Raw genomic sequence first — 24,398 nt, 5'->3', positions numbered from 1 at the left:
AGTACCAACGCTGGAAGACCGGCCATGGTCGGGCACCGAACGCCGGGGTGTACCCGAGGCGGCGGGGACTCGAAGCGCTGCGAGCTAGCTGTGGGACTGACGATGGCCGGTGACAGGCTGGGCTTGGGTCTTTTGTAGCAGTCTTTCGTATGGCGTTTGGCCGTGAAGGCCGCCGTGGGGCCGGTGATAGTTGTAGTAGTCCTCCCATTCCTTGAGTTTCTGGTTGAACAGGCCGGTGTCGTCCTCGACGACGCCGTCGATTAGCCGGTAGAACTCCTCAGCGTCGATGCGGTGCGATCGCTTCGATGCTCCTATGTTTGTCAAGCGGCGGCGGGTTGTGCTGTGGCCGCACGGGATTCGGGTTCAGGGCGTGGGAGGTTCGCGTAGATTTCCCGGGCGATGTAGCGCTTGAGGCAGCGGATGATTTCGCGCTTGCTGAGGCCTTCGTTAGTGCGTCGTTCGACGTAGGTGCGGGTGGGTTCGTGGTGGCGCATACGCACGATGGTCACGATATAGAGCGCGCTGTTGGCTTGGCGGTCGCCGCTGCGGGATAGGCGATGGCGCCCGGTGGTCCGACCGCTGCTGGCGGGCTGCGGGGCCACGCCGCAGAGTTTGGCGAAGGCTGCTTCGTTGCGGATGCGGTCAGGGTTGTCGCCGGCCGTGACGAGGAATTGGCCCGCGAGTTCGGTACCGACCCCGAAGAGCTCGACCAATTTGGGTGCAGCCAGACCGACCATGGCAGCGATCTGCTGATTGAGTGACTTGATTTCGGTATCGAGGACTTTCCAGCGGCGGGCCAGATCCCGCAGCGCTATTTTCACGCCAGCGAGCAGCAGTCGATCGGGGTCGCTGGCAAGTGTGGCGAGGTCGTCGGTTTCGGGACGAAGGTGCAGGCAACGGTTGACGAGGGTGCGTTTGGTCAGATCGACCAGGTCGTCACGCAACGGTGACGGTGCTCCGATCATCACGCCGAAGAGGTTGTTGAATGCCTGGGTGCGGGCCTTGACGGCGCTGGCTCGCGTAACACGCAGGGTGCGAATCACTTCGACCATCCCGGATTTGGCCTTCGGGATAGCGGTCGAAGTGCGGCCCAGGACAGCGCGGGCAATGTTTTCGGCATCGAGGCGATCAGATTTGCCGTCCATGCGACGCGCCACACGATTGGGCCGGTTTACTTCGACGACGTGTTCCCCGGCCGCGGTCAGCGCCCGGGTTAATGTCGCTCCGAACGAGCCGGTGCTCTCCACGCCGATCGCCCGCAGGGGCCCAAAGGCTCGCATCCACGACAGTAAGGCCGCGTAGCCGCGATCGGTCGCGGGGAACTGTTGATGCCCACGAAGCCGACCGAGCGTGTCGATGACCGCCGCGTAGTGGGTGTGTTTGTGGGTGTCGACACCGCCGATGACATCGCCGTCTTCTGTTGTCATGATGAAATTCGCTCCTCCGTTAGGGCTGAACTGACGGGTGGGGCGAACCGGTCGGGCGGAGCGACAGGTCTGTGATGGGGCTTCTAGTCCAAGCTCCTATCAGGTCAGATCCGTCTGGCCGGTGCGACCCGCGATGTTGCACCGGAATCGGTCGACAAATCGAACGCAGGACACCATGGTCATACCTTGGCCGGGGTCAGACCGATCCGGTGCAACATCGGCGATAAGTCTTCACACACCTTCCCGTTCAGCCGCGGTGTCGCCGGCCGGATGTAAACGTGGCCGATGCCCTGGTCCAGGACGTGCCAGTGAAAGCTGGACTGGAACTCGGCACCGTTGTCGGTCTGAATCTTTTCGACCTGGAACGGCAGCCGCGACAAGACGTAGTCGAGGAATTGGATCGCCGTCTTCTGGTCCGAGCGGGGATAGGCCCGCAGTACGCGCAGCCGCGTGCAGTCGTCGATGGCCGTGTATTGGTAGTAACGCTTTCGTCGACCGGATGCTGTGGTGATCGGCTCGATGAACTTGACGTCGATCTGGACATGATGGCCGGGGCGTTGTTTCTCGTAGCGCTTCCACCGCCCGGTGTGGCGTTTGTACCGCTGCGAGGCGGGCAGACGATTCATGTTCAGCCGCTTGAGGATTCGCCATATCCCGGAAGTGCTGATTTCCACATCGTGATAGCGCTTGAGATACATCCCGATCTTCATCGGCCCGAAGTGATAATGCTGGCGCAGATGGATGATCTTCTCAACGATCTGAGGATCGGTGACGGTAGGGCAGTGCAACGGTGCACTGGAACGATCCTTCAGACCTTCAAGGCCCTCGTCCTCGTAGCGGCGCTTCCACCGATAGAAGACGTTGCGGCTGATGCCGTAGTAGCGACACGTCGCCGCCACATTGCCGCTAACTTCCTCGGCATGGCGCAGCACAGCCAAGCGCCGGTTCGCGCGCCTGATTAGGTCCTTCTCACTCCAAACACGCTCAGCCATGCGGCTCCTTCCATCAGGAGCCCAGACTGTCAACAACCTCAGTCAGTTTTAGAGCTAGCCGGCCGGTGTCGGTTTCAGTGGGGGAACTGCCAACGTGGGCTCGACCAGCCGGTTATCCGCTGCCGCCGAAGACGCGCGCGGACTTTACGCGGGAGTATCAGGTCCGCTGCGGGGAAGCGGTCACTGTGTATGTCGACGACCGAGTTGTGGTCCACACGGTCGCCGACGCGGTGGGGCTCGGCTTTGCTGTCGATTACCGGGACCTGTGATGCGCCGCCGCCGTTGGCTGGTCGCCGAAATCGACGACCTGATCGGCCGCGTCGACAACCTTGAACGGCGCGTCGCCGCGCTGGAAGCCGGGCGACCCCCGATCGTCCGCGTGGGAGGGCCGGCCGTAGCAACCCGGGGTGGCCCACGGCCGCGGTGGCGTCCTCATGTCGCCAGCCCAGCGGCCACGAGGGGTTCATAAGCGGTGTCACTTTTGGTACTATTCTTGGTGCGCACTTTGGTGCACCGTGGTGCCAATTAGATTAGGTTGACTAGATATGTATCCCAACCGGGAGGTCTTCCCCAACGCGCCTTTGGCACTGGTCATAGCAGAGATCAAGTTTTCCGACTCTCCTCGTCTACGGCAGCAAGAAACACTCGATGTGGTAGCGATCGCGCTGGAAGAGCGCTTCCCGGTCAGTACGCCGCAGACGAATGTCACCTTCACCGTCGGGAACCTTGGCCCCGGTGTTCTTCCCCAGGTAGTACAGGAGCGCCGGACGGTGCTAATGAATTCGGCAAAAACCGAATCAGTCACCATCACACCAGCTTCGTTCATTTACGAGACAACCTCGTATCGCGAATTCGATGACCTCTGTAGCGGTGTGATCGCCGTGTGCGAAGCACTCGCCGGTGCCAACGTTCGCCCCGCACTGGTACGTGTTGGCCTTCGTTACGTCGACGAAGTGCGGGTGCCAGAACCGATAACCGACGTGCGCGCGTGGGGTAAGTGGATTGACGCCAGTGTCATAAGCACTCTGGCCATTGGCCCCGACGGTGTACCCGCCCGCAATGCGCAAGGGCTTGTGACGTTCGACCTTAGCTATGGGAAGGGCCTCACCTTTCAATACCAGGCGCTCGATCAACACCCCATCGTCCAACCACAACTTCTAACGCGCCAGAACTTCGATGCGGGGCCGTTCTTCGTCCTAGACTTCGACGGATTCCGCGATTTCAATGGGGAGGATGTGGTCCGGTTGGACGCGAATGAAGTGACTACCGTCCTTAACGAAGTCCACGGCCCCGTAGGGGCAGCGTTCCAGCGTGCGATTACTGAAGATGCCCGAAACCTCTTTAGAGGAGTGACCGCATGACGATGCCGGCTGTTGGTCCCCTGACCGGTACTGGTACCGGTACGGGCGATTTCAAAGGCTACAAAGTGGTCCCGATGGGAACCCGTGCGCTATCAATGGAAGTTGGGGACCTTCGGACAGAGAATGACCTAAACGGCGGGGAAGCGCACGACCTGCACGACAGGGTCCGTGCGTTGACACTGGACCAGTGGACGCGCAACAAAAGCAGGCTTGGTGTCCCTGCCCTCCTAGACGAACTTGCGTATCAGCGCGGCATGGCGTGGACTCATATCGCCGAAATTGCCGACGTGAGTGTTTCGGCAGTTCGCAAGTGGCGCAAGGGTAATGATGCCTCGCCCGAAAGCCGAAGCCGGCTCGCGAAGTTCGCGGCCATTTTGGACATGCTCGAGCAGGAAGCAGGCATCGAAGACCCATCAACTTGGATGGAGATGGAGCTGCCCCTTGCGGCCGGTTACTATATCCGGCCACTGGACCTGTATCTCGACGGAAAAGACATGGCGCTCATGGATATTGCCGAGCAGCGCGGGAATGTCGAACATATTCTTGATGACATCCGCCCCGGCTGGCGCGATAGCCGCAGCAAGTTCGAGGTGTTCGACGATACGGATGGGATGCGCTCAATTCGCATACGCGGTGAGTAACGACGAGCATGGAATCCATTGATCCGGAACATCTTTACGACGAACGAGGTGAAGTAGCCCGAAGTCGCCCCGTCTTTCAAGGGGATGTGTTCAAGGATATTGTCCTACCGGGCTTCGGGGATGAACCCCGCCTCGTGCAGGTGGTGGCGCATCCATGTTCGATGCGTGACCGCGAGGGGCTACTTTGCCGACGCATCACCGTCGCACCAGTCGAGCGGCATCAGCGGGTCAATGGAAGCAACGGATGGAACGGAAATCTGAGGATCATGCCGCTTGCTGACCTCGTGGGCGCCCAGCACTATGCCGCCCATTTCATTGATCTGACGGCCGCGCCTTCTGAACTTCTGGATCTCAACGCCCGCATCGCGACGCTCAGCGACCGTGGCATCTACATCCTCCAGCAGCGAATTGTGAAGAATTACACAAGGTTTGAGGTTGACATTCCTAGCCTCGCGAAGGAGACAGCGCCCACCGTCTGGGAGATGCACCAGCAACGGGACTGGGTCGAAACGGTATTCGATGACGAAGTCGATTGGACCACAGACAATCTCAGGGCCGAGGAGATCGAATTCCAGACCTGGCTTAGTGGAGGCGACCCCTCTCGTCGCACGCAGCTAAAGGAAGACCACACTCACACCGATCTGAGACGAGAGGCGCACTCGGCGGCCTTGGCGAGGCGGGAAGAAGTCTCGGCGGCCTTGGCGAGGCGGGAAGAAGTACAGCCCTGAGTCTTGTGCGATGACGTTATGCCCGGGGGCCGTCAGCCGTCGACTTCCTGGGCCAGGGCTACGCGCGACAAAGCGCTGACAAATCCGTGTGCATCGAATTCTTCGGGCGAGTTCCTGTCAGGCAACTCGGTGATCCACTGGTTGATCTCGACGACTGCGTTGGCGGCGTCTTCGGGGTCTGCAAGGATTACATACGTTTTCCGATGGTCGTCGGCATCGTCGGTGGTGTCGCGGACGGCGACGGGGTCCTCCAACGCGTACCCGATGCCATGCACCGCGTCATTGTCGAGTGCCCATTGCCATTCGCTCGGCTGTAGACCGTAAAGCTCGAACTCGCGGTAGTTCTGTGTGTCACTCATGCGATCACCGGGCCTGTGCGTAGTCCCGCGCGGCGGAATCTTCATCCGCGGTGTCGCTGTACTGTTCCGCGCACACTGCGCAAGCGGGCTTGTAGTAGACGGGGATGTCGCCGACCATGCGTTCGGCGAGTTTCTGCATGGCCCACTGGTTTACGGATACGCCTTGCTCGGCTGCCTCGATGGTCAGCCGTCGGTGCAGTTCTGGCGATGTACGCACGAACACCTTGCCGCTGTATCGACGATCTGCGAGCGGCTTAGGCGGCGTTTCGTGCTCCGCGCGTATATCGGCGACAACGCCGGCGACTAGGCGCTCGATACCACGGAGCGCCTCAACCATGTCGGGGTCCAGCCACGACAGCGACGGGAACTCGGCAACCAAGCCGACCCATTCCCCGTCTTCCGGTGACCATTCGACGCGGTAGGTGTAATGCAGTTCGTTCACTTGTGCTCACCCCTTTGTTTCTCAAATTTGTCTATCGCTAACAGGACCTGTTTGACCTGGTAGGACTTTGCCTTGCCGCCTTTGTCGCGTTGAATGTTGACCCGCGGGTCGCCCGCCCACGGCATCTTGAAGACGGCGTGGCTTGTGCCCTTTTGGCGGGCCGCACCGAAATACTCGACGCACACCTTGTAAACGTCCGCGTAGGCGACGTTCGCCGGGTTCTCGCGCATCTGCGCGACGATCTTGGCGACCCGTTCTCTATCCACCCCCTCATGCTAGCGCATGTGTTAGCACTCGCGTATGTATGGACGTCTACGGCGCAGATGTATTCCCGGCCGCGGCGGTTTCGCCGGCCGACTGCGGGTGCCTATGCTCAGCACCGTGAACCGGACGCTTGCCGTCATTTGCTGCGCGGCAACTGCGCTCTGCGGCTGCGGCACGTCGACACCGAGCAAGCAGACGACGACGCCCCTGGCACCGTCGTCGGTGTCGGCACCGTCGTCTTCTGCAGCGTCGGGGCCGACACGGCCGACTTGATCCCCTACCCCGCACACGGCCGGCGGCCCATCGGGGTTGGGCCCGGGCCGGGAAACCTGCCAGCTTCAGGGCGGCAACGGCGGAACGTACTTCCTCACCCTGACGTCGATGGCCCACCTCGACTTGGGCCAGTGTGCTGGCGGCACGCCACTTCAGGCGGACGTCGTGGACTTGCTGCGCGATCCCAAGTACGGGCCTCATGTCGATCGGCGCTGCATCTATGACATGACGACAGATCCCAACGTCGATGCCATCGTCGGCGTTTACAGCCCCGACCGCGACATCGACCGAGAAGCGGCCCAGGTGGTCTGCGACCAACACCACGGGTCCAACAAATAGCTGGCCAGGCGCGCGCCGGTTGTCGGCGCTAAGTTGCGGCGTGACCTGGGCCGCTACCACATACCAGAGCCAAGGCGGCTGAAGCTCTCCGCGTACGTCTTACACGCTTCCGCGGCCCCCTCGGCTGACCCCGCGAATAGCCCAGCTGTCAGAGGCGGCCAAGCGGCACCGTGCATCGCCCGCTCCGCGTTGATGTTCTCGACTGCGTTGCCGTAGCGCCTAGAACGCCACATCGATCGCCCGAACCAAAGGTTCCGATATCTCGTCATGCCTGCGGTGACCGGATCGTCGGCCCGACTCGCGATGTCCCTGAGAATGACGTCCTCGGCCACAATTCCGATGAATGCCTCCGCAGCGTCAAATTCGTTGTCGTAACTCGCGTCGTCTGGGAACTGCTCGGCGAAGACCGGCCGCAAGATGGTGTGCAACCATTCAGCTGTGGGCGTGTGGAATCTGCCGACTTTGTTCTGTTTGAATGCGTCCCACGCGGTAGCGAGGTCTTCGCCGTCCATGGCCGCACGAGCCAGGATGTGCGGAACCCACTCAGCATCCTGGAATACCCCCCAGAGGCCCGTGGCCACGATAAGCGGAGCCGGCCGCTTTTGGTGCCGCGGATCTGGGACCCAGGCATCAACCAACAGCGTTTTGAAGTTGTCCCACCGTTGTTGGCCATAAGTTGACAGCACAGCCACGAAAAGCGTTATCAGGCAAGGTAATTCCCTCATACTGCCCAGTGCGACTAGGCCGCTCCGAGCTTCTAACGCCGCAGCGGCGAACGCGCGCAGGCCCTTTACCCATGGCATGAGATCTGCCGGCGAAGCCCAGCGCGCCGCAACGTTCAACGACCAACAAAACGGTTCGACCAGCCGCCAGTAGTCATCGGCGATGGCGGCAGCTTGCAGTTGCCGCTCATCGGGAGACCCCGGGGCGAGTTCCGTCGGGAATCGGTCGGTGTCGCGCATCGCAGCGATTACACTCAAAACCTCTTGTGCAACAAGGCTATCTAATTCGATTTGGCGCCTAGGGTCTGGAATCATCTCTTTGGTGACGCGGCGCAGGAGGGTCGGGCGAGTCTCCGGATCGGCCTCTTGCACCGCGGCACGCACGGTTGCCGGGTTCAAAGGCGGGTCGCCCATGACTTTCTTGATGGCCTCGATAAGCTGGATAGCGCGCAGCGCGTAGGAATCTCCGAACAGGTCCACGTAGTTGAGGTCGCGAAGTGTTCTTCCAGCGCCGAGTTCGATCTCCGGGATCTCGCAGTCGTCGAAGCGCACGGGGATAAGCCACGTGCGGCCCGGCGGGCGTAGCCGGAACTCTTCTGCCGCGAGAATCAGTTCCTCGTTCTGGTACGACTTGTCTTTCGCGTGGTATTCGTTAGAGAAACAGGCCAGGAAGCACAGTGCGTCGGATTGGATCGCCTCTCTGATTTTGGTTTTCCACATGTCGCCAGGGCCAAGGGCGCTTCGGTCTCGCCAATGCGGAATGTCAGCCGCGGTTAAGACCTGACAGAGCCTGTCCACGTGGTCGGAATCCTCGTGAACGTACGACACGAAGGCATGCTTGTCCTGGTCGGGTGACGTCATCGGCTGCCCCTTACGGTCTCGCGATCGGCCTTCGTTCCCACCCCGAGGTAAAAGCGTAAATGCCGCCCCAGACGAGCACGCGATTGCGGTGTGAGCGTGAAATAGCGCCTCGCCGGGGATATCGACGAGACGCTGGTCCTGGATTCGGGCTAGATTCGCCGCGAAGGTGGTGCGGTCACAGGTGCCCGCCCGGGCAGAACTGCGCTTTCGCGATCGCCACGAACTGCGGTGTCAGGTGACCGCCGATCGGCGGCCCGAACACGGTGGTGGTGAGATCGTCTTCTGTTTTGCCCATGCCGAGCCCCCCGCAGGCGAAGTAGCCGGCGAGCACGCCGTGGCCGGTGGTGCGGGCCGGGATGCCCGCGCGGTCAAGGTCCGCCAGGAACTCTGCATCACGATCGGCCGGCGGTGCCGTCACCGTCACCGCCGGCGCTGTCAAGACGCGAAGGCCGTGCGCGCCCGCCACGATGAACGCGGCCGCGGCCGAGAGTAGCACCGCGAGTGCGAGCGCCCAACGGGCGCGCACGGTGCGGCTGTCGGGCAATGGCGCCGCCGCGGTCGGCGGGTAGTCCTCGGCGGGGTACTCGAGCGCGTAGGCATGCGGTTCCTCTGGCGCAGCGGCCGTTTCGCCCGCCGCGGTCAGGCCGTCGGCGCCCGCGAGGTCATCTTCGTGCATCGCCACACTCACAACGCGCGACCCGCCGGGTGACGACGCCGAGCCGCACCGACGGCCTCATCTGCGCGAAGGTCACCCTCGACGACAACAGCTAGGCGCTCAGCGCGGGCGATGGCTTCGGTGATCTTTTTGGTCAGCGGTTCGGCGGTGTTGGTGTCGAGGCGAAGCTCCTTGAGCCCGTCGTGGCATGAATGCAACGCGTTAAGGGCGGCGGTGGTGTTGATGTGGTCGAGGGGCGTGGTGGGGAACCTTCCGGAACGGTGTCGTCTTTGCTGACACCAGACCGCTCGGTTTCCGAAGTGCATCCCGGGGGCATTTGCGGTTTCAGCAGGAGGCTAGAAATAGCCTTTGACCTACGGTGACCTTGGTGCCCCCGGCAGGATTCGAACCTGCGGCCTTCTGCTCCGGAGGCAGACGCTCTATCCCCTGAGCTACGGGGGCGCACGATATAGATACTGCGCCAATGGGCTTGAAACTATCCGGGACAGACTAACGCATCCGCGCGGCCGGTCTGACATCGCAATGGATTCGGGGCGTAGGCACGCTAACCAATAGGATGGACGCTCGTGACCCCCGCTGACCTGGCTGAGCTGCTCAAAGTCACCGCATCCGCGGTACTCGCCGAGCACGGCCTCGACGTGTCCGCACTGCCGGCGGCGGTCACCGTGGAGCGTCCGCGCAATCCCGAGCATGGCGACTACGCGAGCAACCTGGCGATGCAACTGGGCAAGAAGGTCGGCACCAACCCGCGTGAGCTGGCCGGATGGCTCGCCGACGCGCTGGCCGCAGCCGACGGCATCTCCTCGGCGGAGGTGGCCGGACCCGGTTTCATCAACCTGCGCCTCGAGGCGTCGGCGCAAGCCAAGGTCGTCGACAACGTCATCGACGCCGGCGACCGGTACGGCTACTCCGAGGCGTTGTCCGGCACCAAGATCAACCTGGAATTCGTCTCGGCCAACCCGACCGGCCCGATCCACATCGGCGGCACGCGCTGGGCCGCCGTCGGCGACGCGCTGGGCCGGTTGCTCTCGACGCAGGGCGCCGACGTGGTCCGCGAGTACTACTTCAACGACCACGGCGCGCAGATCGACCGGTTCGCCAACTCGTTGATCGCCGCGGCCAAGGGCGACCCCACCCCGGAGGACGGCTACGCCGGCACCTACATCACCGACATCGCCGCGCAGGTCTTGGCGAAGGCGCCCGACGCGCTGAGCCTGCCGGACAGCGAGATGCACGAGACGTTTCGCGAGATCGGCGTCGACCTGATGTTCGCCCACATCAAAGAGACGCTGCACGAATTCGGCACCGACTTCGACGTGTACACCCACGAAGACTCGATGCACACCAGCGGGCGTGTCGAGGAGGCCATCGCCCGGTTGCGTGCGTCCGGCAACATCTACGAAAAAGATGGCGCAAGCTGGTTGCGCAGCAGCGCTTTTGGTGACGACAAGGACCGCGTCGTGATCAAGAGCGATGGCAAACCGGCCTACATCGCCGGAGACATCGCGTACTACCTGGACAAGCGGCAACGCGGTTTCGACTTGTGCATCTACATGCTCGGCGCCGACCACCACGGATACATCGCGAGGCTCAAGGCCGCGGCGGCCGCCTTCGGCGACGACCCCGCGACCGTCGAGGTGTTGATCGGGCAGATGGTCAACCTGGTCCGCGACGGCCAGCCGGTGCGGATGAGCAAGCGCGCCGGCACCGTGATCACGCTCGACGACCTGGTCGACGCGCTCGGCGTCGACGCCGCGCGCTACAGCCTGATCCGCTCGTCGGTGGACACCGCGATCGACATCGATCTGGCGTTGTGGTCGTCGGCGTCGAATGAAAACCCGGTGTATTACGTGCAATACGCGCATGCTCGGCTCTCCGCGCTGGCCCGCAACGCCGCCGAGCTCGGATTGATCCCCGATACCGGGCACCTCGAACTGCTCAGCCACGACAAGGAGGGCGCGCTGCTGCGCACCATCGGCGAGTTCCCGCGGGTGCTCGACACCGCCGCCTCCCTGCGCGAACCACACCGGATCTGCCGTTACCTGGAAGACCTTGCCGGTGACTACCACCGGTTCTACGACTCGTGCCGGGTACTGCCCCAGGGCGACGAACAACCCACGGACCTGCACATCGCCCGGTTGGCGCTGTGTCAGGCCACCCGCCAGGTCATCGCCAACGGACTGGCAATACTCGGTGTCAGCGCCCCGGAGAGAATGTGAACGTCCATCCCGCCGGTCCCCGGCACGCCGAAGAAATCCGTCACGCGGACAGCCCGCCGCGGCCGCAGTCCCCGGAGGAGCTGCTGGGCCTGGCGCCGAATGTCTGGCCGCTCAACATGGTTCGCAACGAGGCCGGCGTGGCCGTCATCGCCGGAATCCCGGTGACCGACCTGGCCCACGAGTACGGAACCCCGCTGTTCGTCGTCGACGAGGACGACTTCCGGTCCCGGTGCCGTGAGATCGCGGCGGCGTTCGGCGGTGGCGCCAATGTGCACTACGCCGCAAAAGCGTTCCTGTGCACCGAGATAGCCCGCTGGATCGACGAAGAGGGCCTCTGCCTGGACGTGTGCACCGGCGGTGAACTGGCCGTGGCGCTGCACGCCAACTTCCCGCCGGAGCGGATCACCCTGCACGGCAACAATAAATCGATCGCGGAGTTGACGACCGCGGTCAAGGCCGGGGTCGGCCATATCGTCGTCGACTCGATGACCGAAATCGAGCGCCTGGAAACCATCGCGGGCGAGGCCGGCGTCGTTCAGGACGTCTTCGTGCGGCTCACCGTCGGCGTCGAGGCGCACACCCATGAGTTCATCTCCACCGCGCATGAGGACCAGAAGTTCGGCCTGTCGGTCGCCGGCGGCGCGGCAATGGCGGCGGTGGAGCGGGTATTCGCGACCGATCATCTGCGCCTGGTCGGGTTGCACAGTCACATCGGCTCGCAGATCTTCGACGTCGCCGGCTTCGAACTGGCCGCGCGCCGCGTCCTCGGCTTGCTACAGGAGATCGTCGCTGCGTTCGGGGTGGAGAAGACCGCGCAGATCTCTACCGTGGATCTCGGTGGCGGCCTTGGCATCTCGTACCTGGCAGCCGACGACCCGCCTCCGATGGCCGAACTGGCGACCAAGCTGAGCACGATCATCGGCAATGAGTCCGCGGCGGCGGGTCTGCCCACACCGCGGCTGGTGGTGGAGCCCGGACGGGCCATCGCCGGACCGGGGACCATCACGCTCTACGAGGTCGGCACCGTCAAGGACGTCGAGGTCAGCACCAAGGCGATCCGGCGCTACGTCAGCGTCGACGGCGGCATGAGCGACAACATCCGCACCGCACTCTACGACGCGCAATACGACGCCCGACTGGTGTCGAGGGTCAGCGACGCGCCGGCGGCGCTGGCGCGTATCGTCGGAAAGCACTGCGAGAGCGGCGATATCGTCGTCCGCGACACCTGGGTTCCCGGCGACCTGGGCCCGGGTGACCTGCTGGGGGTCGCCGCGACCGGTGCCTACTGCTATTCGCTGTCGAGTCGTTACAACATGATTTGCCGGCCCGCGGTCGTGGCGGTGCGCGATGGACGGGCCCGCCTGATCCTGCGCCGGGAGACGGTCGACGATCTGCTGAGTTTGGAAGTGAGGTGAACTGTGTCCGGTAACGGAAAGCCAGTCGGCGTGGCGGTACTCGGGTGCGGCAACGTCGGCAGCGAGGTCGTCCGCATCATCGAACAGAGCGCGGACGATCTCGCCGCCCGGGTCGGCGCGCCTCTTGCCTTGCGCGGCATCGGGGTTCGGCGTGTCGCAGCCGATCGCGGTGTCCCGGTCGAGCTGCTCACCGACAACGTCGAAGAACTGGTGTCGCGGGAAGACGTCGACATCGTCGTCGAATTGATGGGGCCGGTCGAGCCGTCGCGCAAGGCGATCCTGGCCGCGCTCGAGCACGGTAAGTCCGTCGTCACGGCCAACAAGGCGTTGTTGGCCACGTCGACCGGAGAATTGGCGCAGGCAGCCGAAAATGCGCATGTCGACTTGTATTTCGAGGCGGCGGTCGCGGGTGCGATTCCGGTCATCCGCCCGCTCACCCAGTCGCTGGCCGGTGACACGGTGGTCCGGGTGGCCGGCATCGTCAACGGCACCACCAACTACATCCTTTCCGCGATGGACAGCACCGGCACGGACTACGACAGCGCCCTGGCCGACGCGAGCGCGCTGGGTTACGCCGAGGCCGACCCCACCGCCGATGTTGAGGGCTACGACGCCGCGGCCAAGGCCGCGATCCTGGCATCCATCGCCTTCCACACCCGGGTGACCGCCGACGACGTCTATCGCGAGGGCATCACCAAGATCACCCCGGCCGACTTCGCGTCCGCGCACGCGTTGGGCTGCACCATCAAGCTGCTGTCCATCTGCGAGCGCATCACGACCGACGATGGCCAGCAACGGGTCTCGGCCCGCGTCTACCCGGCACTGGTGCCCCTGGAACATCCGCTGGCCACCGTCAACGGGGCGTTCAACGCCGTGGTGGTGGAGGCCGAGGCGGCAGGCCGGCTGATGTTCTACGGCCAGGGCGCCGGCGGCGCGCCCACCGCGTCGGCGGTGACCGGCGACCTGGTGATGGCCGCCCGCAACCGGGTGCTGGGCAGCCGCGGGCCGAAAGAATCCAAGTACGCCCAATTGCCTATCGCACCAATGGGTTTCATCTCCACCCGCTACTACGTCAGCATGAACGTCGCGGACAAGCCCGGTGTGTTGTCGTCGGTGGCGGCCGAATTCGCCAAGCGTGAGGTCAGCATCGCCGAGGTTCGTCAGGAAGGCGTCGCGGACGAAGGCGGACGACGGGTGGGGGCCCGCGTCGTGGTGGTCACGCACAGCGCCACCGATGCGGCACTCTCCGAAACCGTGGATGCGCTGGCCGATTTGGACGTCGTGCAGAGGGTGGCAAGCGTGCTGAGATTGGAAGGAACCAGCATATGAGCACGCCGCGCACTGCGGTCCACCAACCCTGGCCGGGACTGATCGCCGCCTACCGCGACCGGTTACCGGTCGGCGCCGACTGGACGCCGATCACCCTGTTCGAGGGCGGCACACCGCTGATCCCCGCGACCCGGCTCTCGGAGAAGACCGGCTGCACGGTCCACCTGAAGGTGGAGGGCCTCAACCCCACCGGCTCCTTCAAGGACCGGGGCATGACGATGGCTGTCACCGACGCGGTGGCCCGCGGGCAGCAGGCCGTGTTGTGCGCGTCGACCGGAAACACCTCGGCGTCGGCGGCGGCCTACGCGGCGCGTGCCGGCATCACCTGCGCGGTGCTGATACCTCAGGGCAAGATCGCGATGGGCAAACTCGCACAAGCGGTCATGCACGGCGCCAAGATCATTCAGATCGACGGTAACTTCGACGACTGTCTGGAGTTGGCCCGCAAGATGACGGCCGATTTCCCGACGATCTCGTTGGTCAACTCGGTCAACCCGGTGCGTATCGAGGGCCAGAAGACGGCGGCGTTCGAAATCGTGGACGCGCTGGGTACCGCGCCGGACGTCCACTCGCTGCCCGTCGGCAACGCCGGCAACATCACCGCGTACTGGAAGGGCTACACCGAGTACCACCAGGACGGCGTGTTCGAGAAGCTGCCCCGCATGCTGGGCACCCAGGCGGCCGGAGCCGCGCCCCTGGTGCACGGCAAACCGGTCAAAGACCCCGAGACGATCGCCACCGCGATCCGCATCGGTTCGCCGGCGTCGTGGACGGCGGCCGTTGCGGCCCAAGAGCAATCCAATGGGCGCTTCCTGGCCGCGACCGACGAGGAGATCCTGGCGGCCTACCATCTGGTGGCCGAATCCGAAGGCGTGTTCGTCGAGCCGGCGTCCGCGGCCAGCATCGCGGGTCTGCTCAAGTCCGTCGAAGACGGTTGGGTCGCCCGCGGATCGACGGTGGTGTGCACGGTCACCGGCAACGGCCTCAAGGATCCCGACACGGCGCTGAAGGATATGCCGAGCGTGTCGCCGCTGCCGGTGGATCCTGTACTCGTGGTAGAGAAGCTCGGGCTGGCTTAGTCGTGACCCAGAAGCTGCCCGCCGGGCTGGTGGCCAGCGCCGCGGTGTCGGCGTCCAGCGCCAACCTTGGGCCGGGTTTCGACAGCATTGGTCTCGCATTGAGTCTCTACGACGAGATCGTCTTGGAAACAACCGATTCCGGCTTGGTTGTGCAGGTTGAGGGGGAGGGCGCGGGCCAGGTGCCGCTGGGCCCGGAGCATCTGGTGGTGCGCGCCATCGAGCGCGGGCTGCAGGCCGCCGGTGTCCGCGCTCCCGGCATGGTGGTGCGCTGCCGCAACGCCATCCCGCATTCCCGCGGCCTGGGCTCGTCCGCGGCAGCCGTGGTCAGCGGCCTGGCTGCGGTCAATGGTCTTGTTGCACAGACGGATTCGACCCCGTTTAGCGATGCCCAGTTGATCCAGCTGGCCTCGGAGTTCGAGGGTCACCCGGACAACGCCGCGGCGGCGGTGCTGGGCGGTGCCGTGGTTTCGTGGACCGAGCACGGCGGCGAAGCGCCCGTCTACTCCGCCGTCCCGCTGGCGCTGCACCCCGATATCCGGCTGTTCTGCGCGATCCCGGAGGAGCGCTCGTCGACCGCCGAGACGCGGGTGCTGCTCCCCGCCCAGGTCAGCCACGAGGACGCCCGATTCAACGTCAGCCGCGCCGCGTTGCTGGTGGTCGCGCTGACCCAACGCCCGGATCTGTTGTTGGCGGCCACCGAAGACCTGCTTCATCAACCGCAACGGGCCCCGGCGATGCCGGCGTCGGCGGAATATCTGCGGCTGCTGCGGCGTCTTAAGGTGTCAGCGACGCTCTCGGGGGCGGGTCCGTCGGTTATCGCATTGACCACCGAGTCGGAGTTGCCGTCCGAGGCGCTGGACTGCGGCGTTGCGACCGGATTTACCATCTCAGAGATGACGGCCGGCGAAGGGGTTCGTTGGAGCCCGGGCGTCACGGTCGCCGGTTAATCCACAAGCTCACCGGAGGGTTTGCTTGCTTCGAGCACAGATGCGGGCTATCCTCGGCATCGTCCAGCAATCGCAGTCATCTGCATCTGCATACACACTGCCTTGCCGCTGGTACAACACCAATTCTTCTCGTGGACGAGGTTCGCCTTTTTCTCCGCCCATCCCAGGCGATCACCGTTGCAGAGTCGATGATTGGGCGCACTCGGCAATTTGGCTGAATGCAACGAACCCCTCGTATGACGTGATCAGCGAGGGAAGAAAGGAAATCCGTGACTGATACGGACCTGTTCACGGCTGACGAAAGCACCGACAGCAATCAGTTGTCGAACGCCGTGACCACAGACACTCCGGACGTCAAAACCAACGTCTCGGCCGGCTCCCTGTCCAGCATGGTGCTGCCCGAGTTGCGTGCGCTGGCCAGTCAGGCCGGCGTCAAGGGAACGTCGGGGATGCGTAAGAACGAACTCATTGCCGCGATCAAGGAAATCAGGGGACAGGCCAACGGCACCTCCGCCGCCGCCACCCCGTCCGAGGACACCGGCAAGTCCGAACAGGACAAGAACCAAGAGAAAACTGCCGTCGAAGAGCCGACTACCCAAGGGGAACAGCCGGATTCGGCGAACGAGGGCCCACGCCGGGAACGGCGCGGCGCCTCCCGCGAAGCGGGGTCGGTCACCCGCACCGCCGACGAGGCCGACAGTGGGGGTTCGGAGCGCCGCAACGGCACCGCCCCTCGCGACGGCGACAAGCGCGACCGGGGCGACGGGGGACAGAAGGAATCCAAGACCGAGGACCGCGGAACGGATGCGGGCGATCAGAACGCCGATCAAGGCTCGGCTGGCCAGCAAGGTCGCGGCGGCTCGAATCAGCAGGACGACGACGGCGAGGGCCGTGGCGGCCGGCGTGGCCGCCGGTTCCGCGACCGCCGGCGTCGCGGTGAGCGCTCCGGCGACGGCGGGGGCGAGGCCGAGCTGCGCGAAGACGACGTCGTCCAGCCGGTAGCCGGCATCCTTGACGTCCTCGACAATTACGCCTTCGTGCGCACGTCCGGCTACCTGGCCGGGCCGCACGACGTCTACGTGTCCATGAATATGGTGCGCAAGAACGGCCTGCGCCGCGGTGACGCGGTGACCGGCGCGGTGCGGGTGCCCAAGGAGGGCGAGCAGCCCAACCAGCGACAGAAGTTCAACCCGTTGGTCCGCCTGGACAGCGTCAACGGTGGACCGGTCGAAGACGTCAAGAAGCGTCCCGACTTCCAAAAATTGACGCCGTTGTACCCCAACCAGCGGCTGCGGCTGGAAACCACTCCGGATCGGCTGACCACGCGGGTCATCGACCTGATCATGCCGATCGGTAAGGGCCAGCGCGCCCTGATCGTGTCGCCGCCCAAGGCCGGTAAGACCACGATCCTGCAGGACATCGCCAACGCGATCACCAAGAACAACCCGGAATGCCACCTGATGGTCGTGCTCGTCGACGAGCGCCCGGAAGAGGTCACCGACATGCAGCGCTCGGTCAAGGGTGAGGTCATCGCCTCGACCTTCGATCGGCCGCCGTCGGACCACACGTCCGTCGCCGAGCTGGCCATCGAACGCGCCAAGCGACTCGTCGAGCAGGGCAAAGACGTCGTGGTGCTGCTCGACTCGATCACCCGCCTGGGCCGCGCGTACAACAACGCGTCGCCCGCGTCGGGCCGGATCCTGTCCGGTGGTGTCGACTCCACCGCGCTGTACCCGCCGAAACGATTCCTCGGCGCCGCGCGCAACATCGAAGAAGGCGGATCGCTGACCATCATCGCCACGGCGATGGTCGAGACCGGGTCCACCGGTGACACGGTCATCTTCGAGGAGTTCAAGGGCACCGGTAACGCCGAGCTCAAGCTGGACCGCAAGATCTCCGAGCGGCGGGTCTTCCCGGCGGTCGACGTCAACCCGTCCGGTACTCGTAAGGACGAACTGCTGCTCTCGCCCGACGAGTTCGGCATTGTGCACAAGCTGCGCCGGGTGCTGTCGGGTCTGGATTCCCACCAGGCCATCGACCTGCTGATGTCGCAGCTGCGCAAGACCAAGACCAACTATGAATTCCTGGTCCAGGTGTCCAAGACGACGCCGGGGAGCATGGACAACGACTAGGGCTGTACACCTGCCCTGACCCGCGACACATAAACCACGCACACGACACCCCGCGCAGCGCCGCCGTGGCTTGAGTCTCGGCGAAGTTGGCCCACCACCGTCCGGGAATGGGCGGGCGCATCTCGGTGTTTGGGGGGAAGGTAGTTGACCTGGCATAATCGAGCGTCGACTGCCCGGAGCCCCCGGTGAGGCTCCGAGTTCACGCCCGACGGCCGGATCCCTGCGGGGGACCAGGGCGACAACGATCGAAGAGGACATCATGAAAGCTGACATTCATCCCGCCTACGCGGAGACCACCGTGCTCTGCGGTTGCGGCAACACGTTCACCACGCGCAGCACCAAAGAAGGCGGTCACATCACCGTCGAGGTTTGCTCGCAGTGCCACCCGTTCTACACGGGCAAGCAGAAGATCCTGGACAGCGGTGGCCGGGTGGCGCGCTTCGAGAAGCGCTACGGAAAGCGGAAGGCCGGAGCCGACAAAGACTCGGCCGACAAATAGCTGCCTTACCGACGCCCGAACTGTGCAGTAACTGCGCAGGCCGGGCGTCGGTTCGCGTTCGCGGTAAATATGCTCGCAGAGAACGGGGAGGTGTGTGATGACGCAGCCGGTCCAGACGATTGACGTGCTGCTCGCCGAGCACGCCGAACTGGAGCGGCGACTGGCGGACCCCGAGCTGCACAGCAATCCCGACGAGGCGCGCAAGGCCGGCCGTCGATTCGCCCGCCTGGCCCCGATCGTGGCCACGCATCGCAAGCTGGAGTCGGCGCGCGACGACCTGATGACCGCACGCGAACTGGCCGCCGACGACGATTCATTCGCCGACGAGGTCGTCGAACTCGAGGCACGGGTGGCCGAACTGGACACCCAGCTCACCGACATGCTGGCGCCGCGCGATCCGCATGACGCCGACGACGTCGTGCTCGAGGTCAAATCCGGTGAAGGCGGCGAGGAATCGGCATTGTTCGCGGCCGATCTGGCCAGGATGTACATCCGCTACGCCGAACGGCATGGCTGGACCGTGACGATGCTGGACGAAACGACCTCCGACCTGGGCGGGTACAAGGACGCGACGCTGACGATCGCCAGCAAGGGTGACTCGGCCGACGGGGTCTGGTCACGCCTGAAGTTCGAGGGTGGGGTGCACCGCGTGCAACGCGTGCCGGTGACGGAATCCCAAGGCCGCGTGCATACTTCGGCGGCCGGCGTGCTGATCTATCCCGAACCCGAGGAAGTCGGTGAGGTGCAGATCGACGAGTCGGATCTGCGCATCGACGTCTACCGCTCGTCGGGCAAGGGCGGCCAGGGCGTCAACACCACCGACTCGGCGGTGCGCATCACCCACCTGCCCACCGGAATCGTCGTCACCTGTCAAAACGAGCGATCGCAGTTGCAGAACAAGATCCGGGCGATGCAGGTGCTGGCCGCCCGCTTGCAGGCACTCGCCGAGGAGCAGGCCCAGGCCGACGCGTCGGCGGACCGGGCCAGCCAGATCCGCACCGTGGACCGCAGCGAACGCATTCGCACCTACAACTTCCCGGAGAATCGGATCACCGATCATCGGATCGGTTTCAAGTCACACAATCTCGACCAGGTTCTCGACGGTGACCTGGATGCGCTGTTCGATGCATTGAGCGCCGCCGACAAACAGGCCCGGCTGCAACAGGCATGACCGTACTGCGGCGCGCAATCGACTCCGCTGCGGCGATGCTGGCCGAAGCCGGAATCGATTCTGCGCGTTGGGATGCCGAGGAGTTGGCCGCTCATGTCGCGGGCGCCGAGCGCGGGCGGTTGACCCTGATCGAGTCGATCGACGACGAGTTCCTGGTGCGCTACCACGACGTCGTCGCCGCCCGCTCGCGGCGAGTGCCGTTGCAGCATCTCACCGGGACCGCGGCATTCGGCCCGGTCGTGCTGCAGGTCGGCCCCGGCGTCTTCATCCCACGGCCGGAGACCGAGGCCATCCTCGAGTGGGCCACCGCGCAACGCCTCGGCGCCGCGCCGATGATCGTCGATTTGTGCACCGGCTCCGGCGCTTTGGCGGTCACGCTGTCCCGGCATCGGCCGGCGGCGCGGGTGATCGCCATCGACGACTCCGAGGCGGCCCTGGACTACGCGCGCCGCAACGTCGAGGGCACCGCGGTGGAGCTGGTTCGCGCCGACGTCACCGCGGCAGGCCTGCTTGCCGAGCTGGACGGACGAGTCGACCTGGTGGTGGCCAACCCGCCCTACGTTCCCGACGGTGTCAAGCTGGATCCCGAAGTCGCCCAGCATGATCCGCCGCACGCGGTGTTCGGCGGACCGGACGGGATGGCGGTGATCGACGCGGTGGTGGACGTCGCCGGACGCTGGCTGCGCCCCGGCGGCCTGTTCGCCGTCGAGCACGACGACACCACGTCGTCGCGCACCGTCGAATTAATCCAGCGCACTGAGCTTTTCGACGACATCCGGGCGCGGCGAGATCTCACCGGCCGGCCAAGATTCGTGACCGCCATTAGGAGCGCCGAGTGACTGAGGTGTTCAATTGTGCTGAACCCGAACAGCGTTCGGCCGGCATCAGTTCGGCGGTTGGGGCCCTCAAGGGTGGCCGGCTGGTGGTGATGCCGACCGACACCGTGTACGGCATCGGCGCCGACGCCTTCGACAACTCCGCGGTGACCGCACTGCTGGCAGCCAAGGGGCGCGGACGCGATATGCCGGTCGGCGTGCTGGTCGGGTCCTGGCACACCATCGAGGGCCTGGTCTACACGATGCCCGACGGGGCCCGCGAACTGATTCGGGCATTCTGGCCCGGTGCGCTGAGTCTGGTTGTGGCGCAAGCGCCGTCGTTGCAGTGGGATCTCGGCGACGCCCGCGGTACCGTGATGCTGCGGATGCCGCTGCACCCGGTCGCGATCGAGCTCCTTCGCGAGGTCGGGCCGATGGCGGTATCCAGCGCCAACGTCTCCGGTCGCCCACCGGCGGTCAACGCCGGCGAGGCCCGCGACCAGCTCGGCGACCTCGTCGACGTCTATCTCGACGCGGGACCCGCCGAACAGCAGGCCGCCTCGACCATCGTCGATCTCACCGGAGACACTCCGCGGCTGCTGCGCGCCGGACCGGTGAGTGTCGAGCGAGTCGCGGAAGTGCTTGGAATGGAACCGGGACGGTTGATCGCCTAGCGGCGCACCGGCGATGAAGCGAGACTTCGGGTCTCAGGAAGGTGGCGTACGGTCTCGTGGTGTCCAGCGACCCAGCCAGCAATCTCGTCAGCCTCGCCGCTGGTCTGCACGCCCTGTCCGATCGCGGTGCCGGGGTCCCACTGCGTGAGCTGGCGTTGGTCGGACTGACCGCCGCGATCATCACCTACTTCGTGACCGGACCGGTGCGGGTGCTGGCCACCCGGTTGGGGGCCGTCGCCTATCCGCGGGAACGCGATGTGCACGTGACGCCGACCCCGCGCATGGGCGGGCTGGCGATGTTCGTCGGTGTGGCATCCGCGGTGTTCCTGGCTTCCCAGCTGCCCGCGCTGACCCGCGGGTTCGTCTATTCCACCGGCATGCCCGCGGTCATGGTGGCCGGCGCGGTGATCATGGGCATCGGTCTCATCGACGACCGCTGGGGCCTGGATGCCCTCACGAAATTCGCCGGCCAGATCACCGCGGCCAGCGTGCTGGTCACGATGGGTGTTGCCTGGAGCGTGCTGTACATCCCGTTCGGGGGCGTCGGCACCATCGTGCTGGACCAGGCATCGTCGATCCTGCTGACGCTGGCGCTGACCGTGTCAATTGTCAACGCGATGAACTTCGTCGACGGACTCGACGGTCTGGCGGCCGGGCTCGGACTCATCACCGCGCTGGCGATCTGCATCTTCTCGGTCGGTCTGCTCCGCGACCACGGCGGCGACGTGCTGTTCTACCCACCCGCCGTCATCTCCGTCGTGCTGGCCGGGGCCTGCCTCGGCTTCCTGCCGCACAACTTCCACAAGGCCAAGATCTTCATGGGCGACTCCGGCTCGATGTTGATCGGCCTGATGCTCGCGGCCGCGTCCACCACCGCGGCCGGCCCGATCTCGCAAAACGCCTACGGCGCACGCGATGTCTTTGCCCTGCTGTCGCCGTTCCTGTTGGTGGTCGCGGTGATGTTCGTGCCGATGCTCGACCTGCTGCTGGCCATCGTGCGGCGTACCCGGGCCGGCCGCAGCGCCTTCAGCCCCGACAAGATGCATCTACACCACCGGTTGCTGCAGATCGGCCATTCGCATCGCCGGGTGGTGCTGCTCATCTATCTATGGGTCGGCATCGTCGCGTTCGGCGCCGCCAGCACCATCTTTTTCAACCCGCGCGATACCGGCGCGGTGATGCTGGGTGCCATCGTGGTTGCCGGCGTAGCGACGGCGATCCCGCTCTTGCGCCGCCGCGAGGACTACTACGACGAGGAGTAGTAGTAGCGCTGACCTTATGGTACGGTGCTGGTAGAACCCCAAAAAGAATCTTGAGGGTTGCCGGCCAATCGGCCCGCCGGATCGTTTTCCGACAGCGCCGATCGACGACCGACTAAGGGAGCTACCCCTTGAGAGAATCCACTGTGACGTGCGATACGCTCGGCGGGCTACCGATCAGTCGGTCGGAAGTTTTCCGCTCCACCAGTCCGGATTGAGGTGCTGCAGTGACGACACCAGCGCAGGACGCGCCGTTGGTGTTTCCCTCTGTTGCATTCAATCCGTTGCGGCTGCTGGTGGTCTGCGCCGCGATCACCACGGTGGCGGTAGCTGCCGCCTATTTCGGCGGTCATCTGATGGTCGGAGTGTTCTTCGGCGTCGGATTGCTGCTGGGTTTGCTCAACGCGCTTCTGGTGCGCCGCTCGGTTGCATCGATAACCGCGAAAGAACATCCGATGAAAAGCACGATGGCGCTGAACTCGGCGACGCGGCTGGCGATCATCACCGTCATCGGCTTGGTCATTGCTTACATCTTCCGGCCCGCCGGCCTGGGCGTGGTGTTCGGCTTGGCCCTGTTCCAGGTGGTGTTGGTGCTCTCGACCGCACTGCCGGTATGGAAGAAGCTGCGCGCCGGCGACTGGGCGGAGTCGGCCTCCGAAGGTACCGAAAGAGGGAACACCAGCGATGAGTGAGACGAGGTTCCTGGCCGAGGGCGCAATCGAGGTCGGCGAGCACACCCACGCCACCTGGCTTGGGATGACCGTCAACACCGACACGATTTTGTCGACCGGCATTGCGGCGCTGATCGTGATCGCGCTGGCCTTCTTCCTGCGCGCGAAGATCACCTCGACCGGCGTTCCCAGCGGCGTGCAGCTGTTCTGGGAGGCCATCACCGTCCAGATGCGCGATCAGATCGAGAGCGCGGTGGGGATGCGGATCGCGCCGTTCGTCTTGCCGTTGGCTGTCACCATCTTCATCTTCATCCTGATCTCCAACTGGCTGTCGGTGCTGCCGTTGCAGTACACCGACAAGTCCGGGCGCACCACCGAATTGCTCAGCTCGGCGGCCGCGGACATCAATTACGTTCTCGCCCTGGCCCTTTTCGTTTTCGTCTGCTACCACGTCGCGGGCATCTGGCGCCGCGGCATCGTCGGACACCCGCTGGCGGTGCTCAAGGGGCACGTGGCGTTCCTCGCGCCGATCAACCTCGTCGAGGAACTCGCCAAGCCGATCTCGTTGTCGCTGCGACTTTTCGGCAACATCTTCGCCGGCGGCATCCTGGTCGCGCTGATCGCGCTCTTCCCGCCCTACATCATGTGGGCGCCGAACGCGATCTGGAAATCCTTCGACCTGTTCGTCGGTGCGATTCAGGCGTTCATCTTCTCGATCCTGACCATCCTGTACTTCAGCCAAGCCATGGAGATCGAGGATCACCATGACTGAGACCAGGCTGAATCGGCCTGAGCCACAAACCATTACAGAAAGCCTGGTAGACCCCTACCAGTTACAAGGAGGATAAGAATGGCCCTGGACCCCCAAGTCGCTGCCGCTGCTCTCATCGGCGGTGGAATCATCATGGGCGGCGGCGCAATCGGTGCCGGTATCGGTGACGGTATCGCCGGTAACGCGCTGGTTGCGGGAATCGCCCGTCAGCCGGAGGCGCAAGGCCGGTTGTTCACGCCGTTCTTCATCACCGTCGGTCTGGTTGAGGCGGCGTACTTCATCAACCTGGCCTTCATGGCGCTGTTCGTATTCGCCACTCCCGTCGGCTAGT

General features: G+C 64.6%; 27 protein-coding genes, 1 tRNA gene and 1 pseudogene. 18 read left to right on the top strand and 11 right to left on the bottom strand.

Features of this window, described 5'->3' with window-relative positions; translation table 11 throughout:
* Positions 1-84: 84 nt before the first annotated feature.
* The 4 genes from BN973_RS21370 to BN973_RS21355 all read right to left on the bottom strand — a co-directional run bounded on the left by BN973_RS21370 (position 85) and on the right by BN973_RS21355 (position 2,855).
* Complete coding sequence (locus tag BN973_RS21370; protein WP_036470730.1) at positions 85-324, bottom strand: integrase core domain-containing protein; 240 nt, start codon at positions 322-324, stop codon at positions 85-87.
* Positions 321-1,427 carry an IS110 family RNA-guided transposase gene (locus BN973_RS21365; RefSeq protein WP_036469779.1) on the bottom strand — a complete coding sequence of 369 codons (1,107 nt, stop codon included), beginning with the start codon at positions 1,425-1,427 and terminating at the stop codon, positions 321-323. Before BN973_RS21365 ends, BN973_RS21370 begins: the two co-directional genes overlap by 4 nt.
* Positions 1,428-1,606: 179 nt before the next feature.
* Positions 1,607-2,452, bottom strand: coding sequence for a helix-turn-helix domain-containing protein (locus tag BN973_RS21360; RefSeq protein ID WP_198048952.1), 846 nt, complete (start codon positions 2,450-2,452; stop codon positions 1,607-1,609).
* Positions 2,453-2,672: 220 nt separating this feature from the next.
* Positions 2,673-2,855 carry a hypothetical protein gene (locus BN973_RS21355; protein ID WP_036470729.1) on the bottom strand — a complete coding sequence of 61 codons (183 nt, stop codon included), beginning with the start codon at positions 2,853-2,855 and terminating at the stop codon, positions 2,673-2,675.
* A gap of 109 nt (positions 2,856-2,964) precedes the next feature.
* Between BN973_RS21355 and BN973_RS21350 the strand changes: the two genes are divergently transcribed.
* Genes BN973_RS21350 through BN973_RS31165 form a run of 3 tightly spaced genes read left to right on the top strand, consistent with a single transcriptional unit; the run spans position 2,965 to position 5,149 of the window.
* Positions 2,965-3,780, top strand: coding sequence for a TIGR04255 family protein (locus BN973_RS21350; RefSeq protein WP_036470728.1), 816 nt, complete (start codon positions 2,965-2,967; stop codon positions 3,778-3,780).
* Positions 3,777-4,421 (top strand): hypothetical protein, encoded by a 645-nt coding sequence (locus tag BN973_RS30025; protein WP_051641389.1) that lies wholly within the window; start codon positions 3,777-3,779, stop codon positions 4,419-4,421. The genes BN973_RS21350 and BN973_RS30025 overlap by 4 nt, the downstream gene beginning before the upstream one ends.
* An 8-nt stretch (positions 4,422-4,429) precedes the next feature.
* A complete protein-coding gene (locus BN973_RS31165) occupies positions 4,430-5,149 on the top strand; it encodes a hypothetical protein (protein WP_139830067.1) in 720 nt (239 codons plus the stop codon).
* 32 nt (positions 5,150-5,181) lie between these two features.
* On the opposite strand, the gene BN973_RS21335 is transcribed toward BN973_RS31165, so the two are convergent.
* The 3 genes and pseudogenes from BN973_RS21335 to BN973_RS21325 form a co-directional block, all read right to left on the bottom strand.
* Positions 5,182-5,508, bottom strand: a complete 327-nt coding sequence (locus BN973_RS21335; RefSeq protein ID WP_036470726.1) for a hypothetical protein — start codon at positions 5,506-5,508, stop codon at positions 5,182-5,184.
* Between the two features lie 124 nt (positions 5,509-5,632).
* Positions 5,633-5,950, bottom strand: a pseudogene (locus tag BN973_RS21330) (type II toxin-antitoxin system HicB family antitoxin); the annotation flags it as partial.
* Positions 5,947-6,216 (bottom strand): toxin HicA, encoded by a 270-nt coding sequence (locus tag BN973_RS21325; RefSeq protein ID WP_036470725.1) that lies wholly within the window; start codon positions 6,214-6,216, stop codon positions 5,947-5,949. The gene BN973_RS21325 and the pseudogene BN973_RS21330, both read right to left, overlap by 4 nt.
* 379 nt (positions 6,217-6,595) lie before the next feature.
* Here BN973_RS21325 and BN973_RS21320 point away from each other — a divergent pair, with 379 nt between their 5' ends.
* Complete coding sequence (locus tag BN973_RS21320; RefSeq protein ID WP_139830068.1) at positions 6,596-6,826, top strand: hypothetical protein; 231 nt, start codon at positions 6,596-6,598, stop codon at positions 6,824-6,826.
* A 53-nt stretch (positions 6,827-6,879) separates the two neighbouring features.
* Here BN973_RS21320 and BN973_RS21315 read toward each other — a convergent pair whose 3' ends face one another.
* The 4 genes from BN973_RS21315 to BN973_RS21300 form a co-directional block, all read right to left on the bottom strand.
* Positions 6,880-8,409, bottom strand: coding sequence for a toll/interleukin-1 receptor domain-containing protein (locus BN973_RS21315; RefSeq protein WP_036470723.1), 1,530 nt, complete (start codon positions 8,407-8,409; stop codon positions 6,880-6,882).
* A gap of 175 nt (positions 8,410-8,584) precedes the next feature.
* Positions 8,585-9,085, bottom strand: a complete 501-nt coding sequence (locus BN973_RS21310; RefSeq protein WP_139830069.1) for a DUF732 domain-containing protein — start codon at positions 9,083-9,085, stop codon at positions 8,585-8,587.
* Between the two features lie 8 nt (positions 9,086-9,093).
* Positions 9,094-9,390 (bottom strand): hypothetical protein, encoded by a 297-nt coding sequence (locus tag BN973_RS31160; protein ID WP_156959186.1) that lies wholly within the window; start codon positions 9,388-9,390, stop codon positions 9,094-9,096.
* A 60-nt stretch (positions 9,391-9,450) separates the two neighbouring features.
* Positions 9,451-9,526: transfer RNA gene (locus BN973_RS21300), tRNA-Arg, on the bottom strand.
* 125 nt (positions 9,527-9,651) lie between these two features.
* Between BN973_RS21300 and argS the strand changes: the two genes are divergently transcribed.
* The 14 genes from argS (at position 9,652) to BN973_RS21230 (ending at position 24,397) form a co-directional block, all read left to right on the top strand.
* On the top strand, positions 9,652-11,304 hold the full coding sequence (gene argS / locus BN973_RS21295) for an arginine--tRNA ligase (protein WP_036470718.1): 1,653 nt from the start codon (positions 9,652-9,654) through the stop codon (positions 11,302-11,304).
* Entirely contained in the window at positions 11,301-12,719 is a 1,419-nt protein-coding gene (lysA, locus tag BN973_RS21290; protein WP_036470717.1) for a diaminopimelate decarboxylase, read from the top strand. The genes argS and lysA overlap by 4 nt, the downstream gene beginning before the upstream one ends.
* Positions 12,720-12,722: 3 nt before the next feature.
* Positions 12,723-14,048 (top strand): homoserine dehydrogenase, encoded by a 1,326-nt coding sequence (locus BN973_RS21285; RefSeq protein ID WP_036470716.1) that lies wholly within the window; start codon positions 12,723-12,725, stop codon positions 14,046-14,048.
* A complete protein-coding gene (gene thrC / locus BN973_RS21280) occupies positions 14,045-15,127 on the top strand; it encodes a threonine synthase (RefSeq protein WP_036470715.1) in 1,083 nt (360 codons plus the stop codon). Before BN973_RS21285 ends, thrC begins: the two co-directional genes overlap by 4 nt.
* Before the next feature lie 2 nt (positions 15,128-15,129).
* On the top strand, positions 15,130-16,074 hold the full coding sequence (gene thrB, locus BN973_RS21275) for a homoserine kinase (RefSeq protein WP_036470714.1): 945 nt from the start codon (positions 15,130-15,132) through the stop codon (positions 16,072-16,074).
* A 269-nt stretch (positions 16,075-16,343) separates the two neighbouring features.
* Entirely contained in the window at positions 16,344-18,206 is a 1,863-nt protein-coding gene (gene rho, locus BN973_RS21270) for a transcription termination factor Rho (protein WP_036470713.1), read from the top strand.
* Between the two features lie 259 nt (positions 18,207-18,465).
* Positions 18,466-18,705: a 50S ribosomal protein L31 gene (gene rpmE / locus BN973_RS21265; RefSeq protein ID WP_036470711.1), complete on the top strand. Its 240-nt coding sequence runs from the start codon at positions 18,466-18,468 to the stop codon at positions 18,703-18,705.
* A gap of 97 nt (positions 18,706-18,802) precedes the next feature.
* Positions 18,803-19,876 carry a peptide chain release factor 1 gene (gene prfA / locus BN973_RS21260; protein ID WP_036470710.1) on the top strand — a complete coding sequence of 358 codons (1,074 nt, stop codon included), beginning with the start codon at positions 18,803-18,805 and terminating at the stop codon, positions 19,874-19,876.
* Positions 19,873-20,715 (top strand): peptide chain release factor N(5)-glutamine methyltransferase, encoded by an 843-nt coding sequence (gene prmC / locus BN973_RS21255; RefSeq protein ID WP_036470709.1) that lies wholly within the window; start codon positions 19,873-19,875, stop codon positions 20,713-20,715. The genes prfA and prmC overlap by 4 nt, the downstream gene beginning before the upstream one ends.
* On the top strand, positions 20,712-21,365 hold the full coding sequence (locus BN973_RS21250; RefSeq protein WP_036470708.1) for an L-threonylcarbamoyladenylate synthase: 654 nt from the start codon (positions 20,712-20,714) through the stop codon (positions 21,363-21,365). The genes prmC and BN973_RS21250 overlap by 4 nt, the downstream gene beginning before the upstream one ends.
* 41 nt (positions 21,366-21,406) lie before the next feature.
* Positions 21,407-22,627 carry a glycosyltransferase family 4 protein gene (locus BN973_RS21245; protein WP_036470707.1) on the top strand — a complete coding sequence of 407 codons (1,221 nt, stop codon included), beginning with the start codon at positions 21,407-21,409 and terminating at the stop codon, positions 22,625-22,627.
* A 224-nt stretch (positions 22,628-22,851) separates the two neighbouring features.
* Positions 22,852-23,316 (top strand): ATP synthase subunit I, encoded by a 465-nt coding sequence (locus BN973_RS21240; protein WP_036470706.1) that lies wholly within the window; start codon positions 22,852-22,854, stop codon positions 23,314-23,316.
* Positions 23,309-24,067, top strand: a complete 759-nt coding sequence (gene atpB, locus BN973_RS21235) for a F0F1 ATP synthase subunit A (RefSeq protein ID WP_036470705.1) — start codon at positions 23,309-23,311, stop codon at positions 24,065-24,067. The genes BN973_RS21240 and atpB overlap by 8 nt, the downstream gene beginning before the upstream one ends.
* An 84-nt stretch (positions 24,068-24,151) precedes the next feature.
* Entirely contained in the window at positions 24,152-24,397 is a 246-nt protein-coding gene (locus BN973_RS21230; RefSeq protein ID WP_090609504.1) for a F0F1 ATP synthase subunit C, read from the top strand.
* Position 24,398 lies beyond the last annotated feature (1 nt).

The sequence above is a fragment of the Mycobacterium triplex genome (assembly GCF_000689255.1).
Classification (GTDB): Bacteria; Actinomycetota; Actinomycetes; order Mycobacteriales; family Mycobacteriaceae; genus Mycobacterium; species Mycobacterium triplex.
Note: the sequence above shows the minus strand (reverse complement) of the source record. Positions and strands in the feature narration are given on the sequence as shown.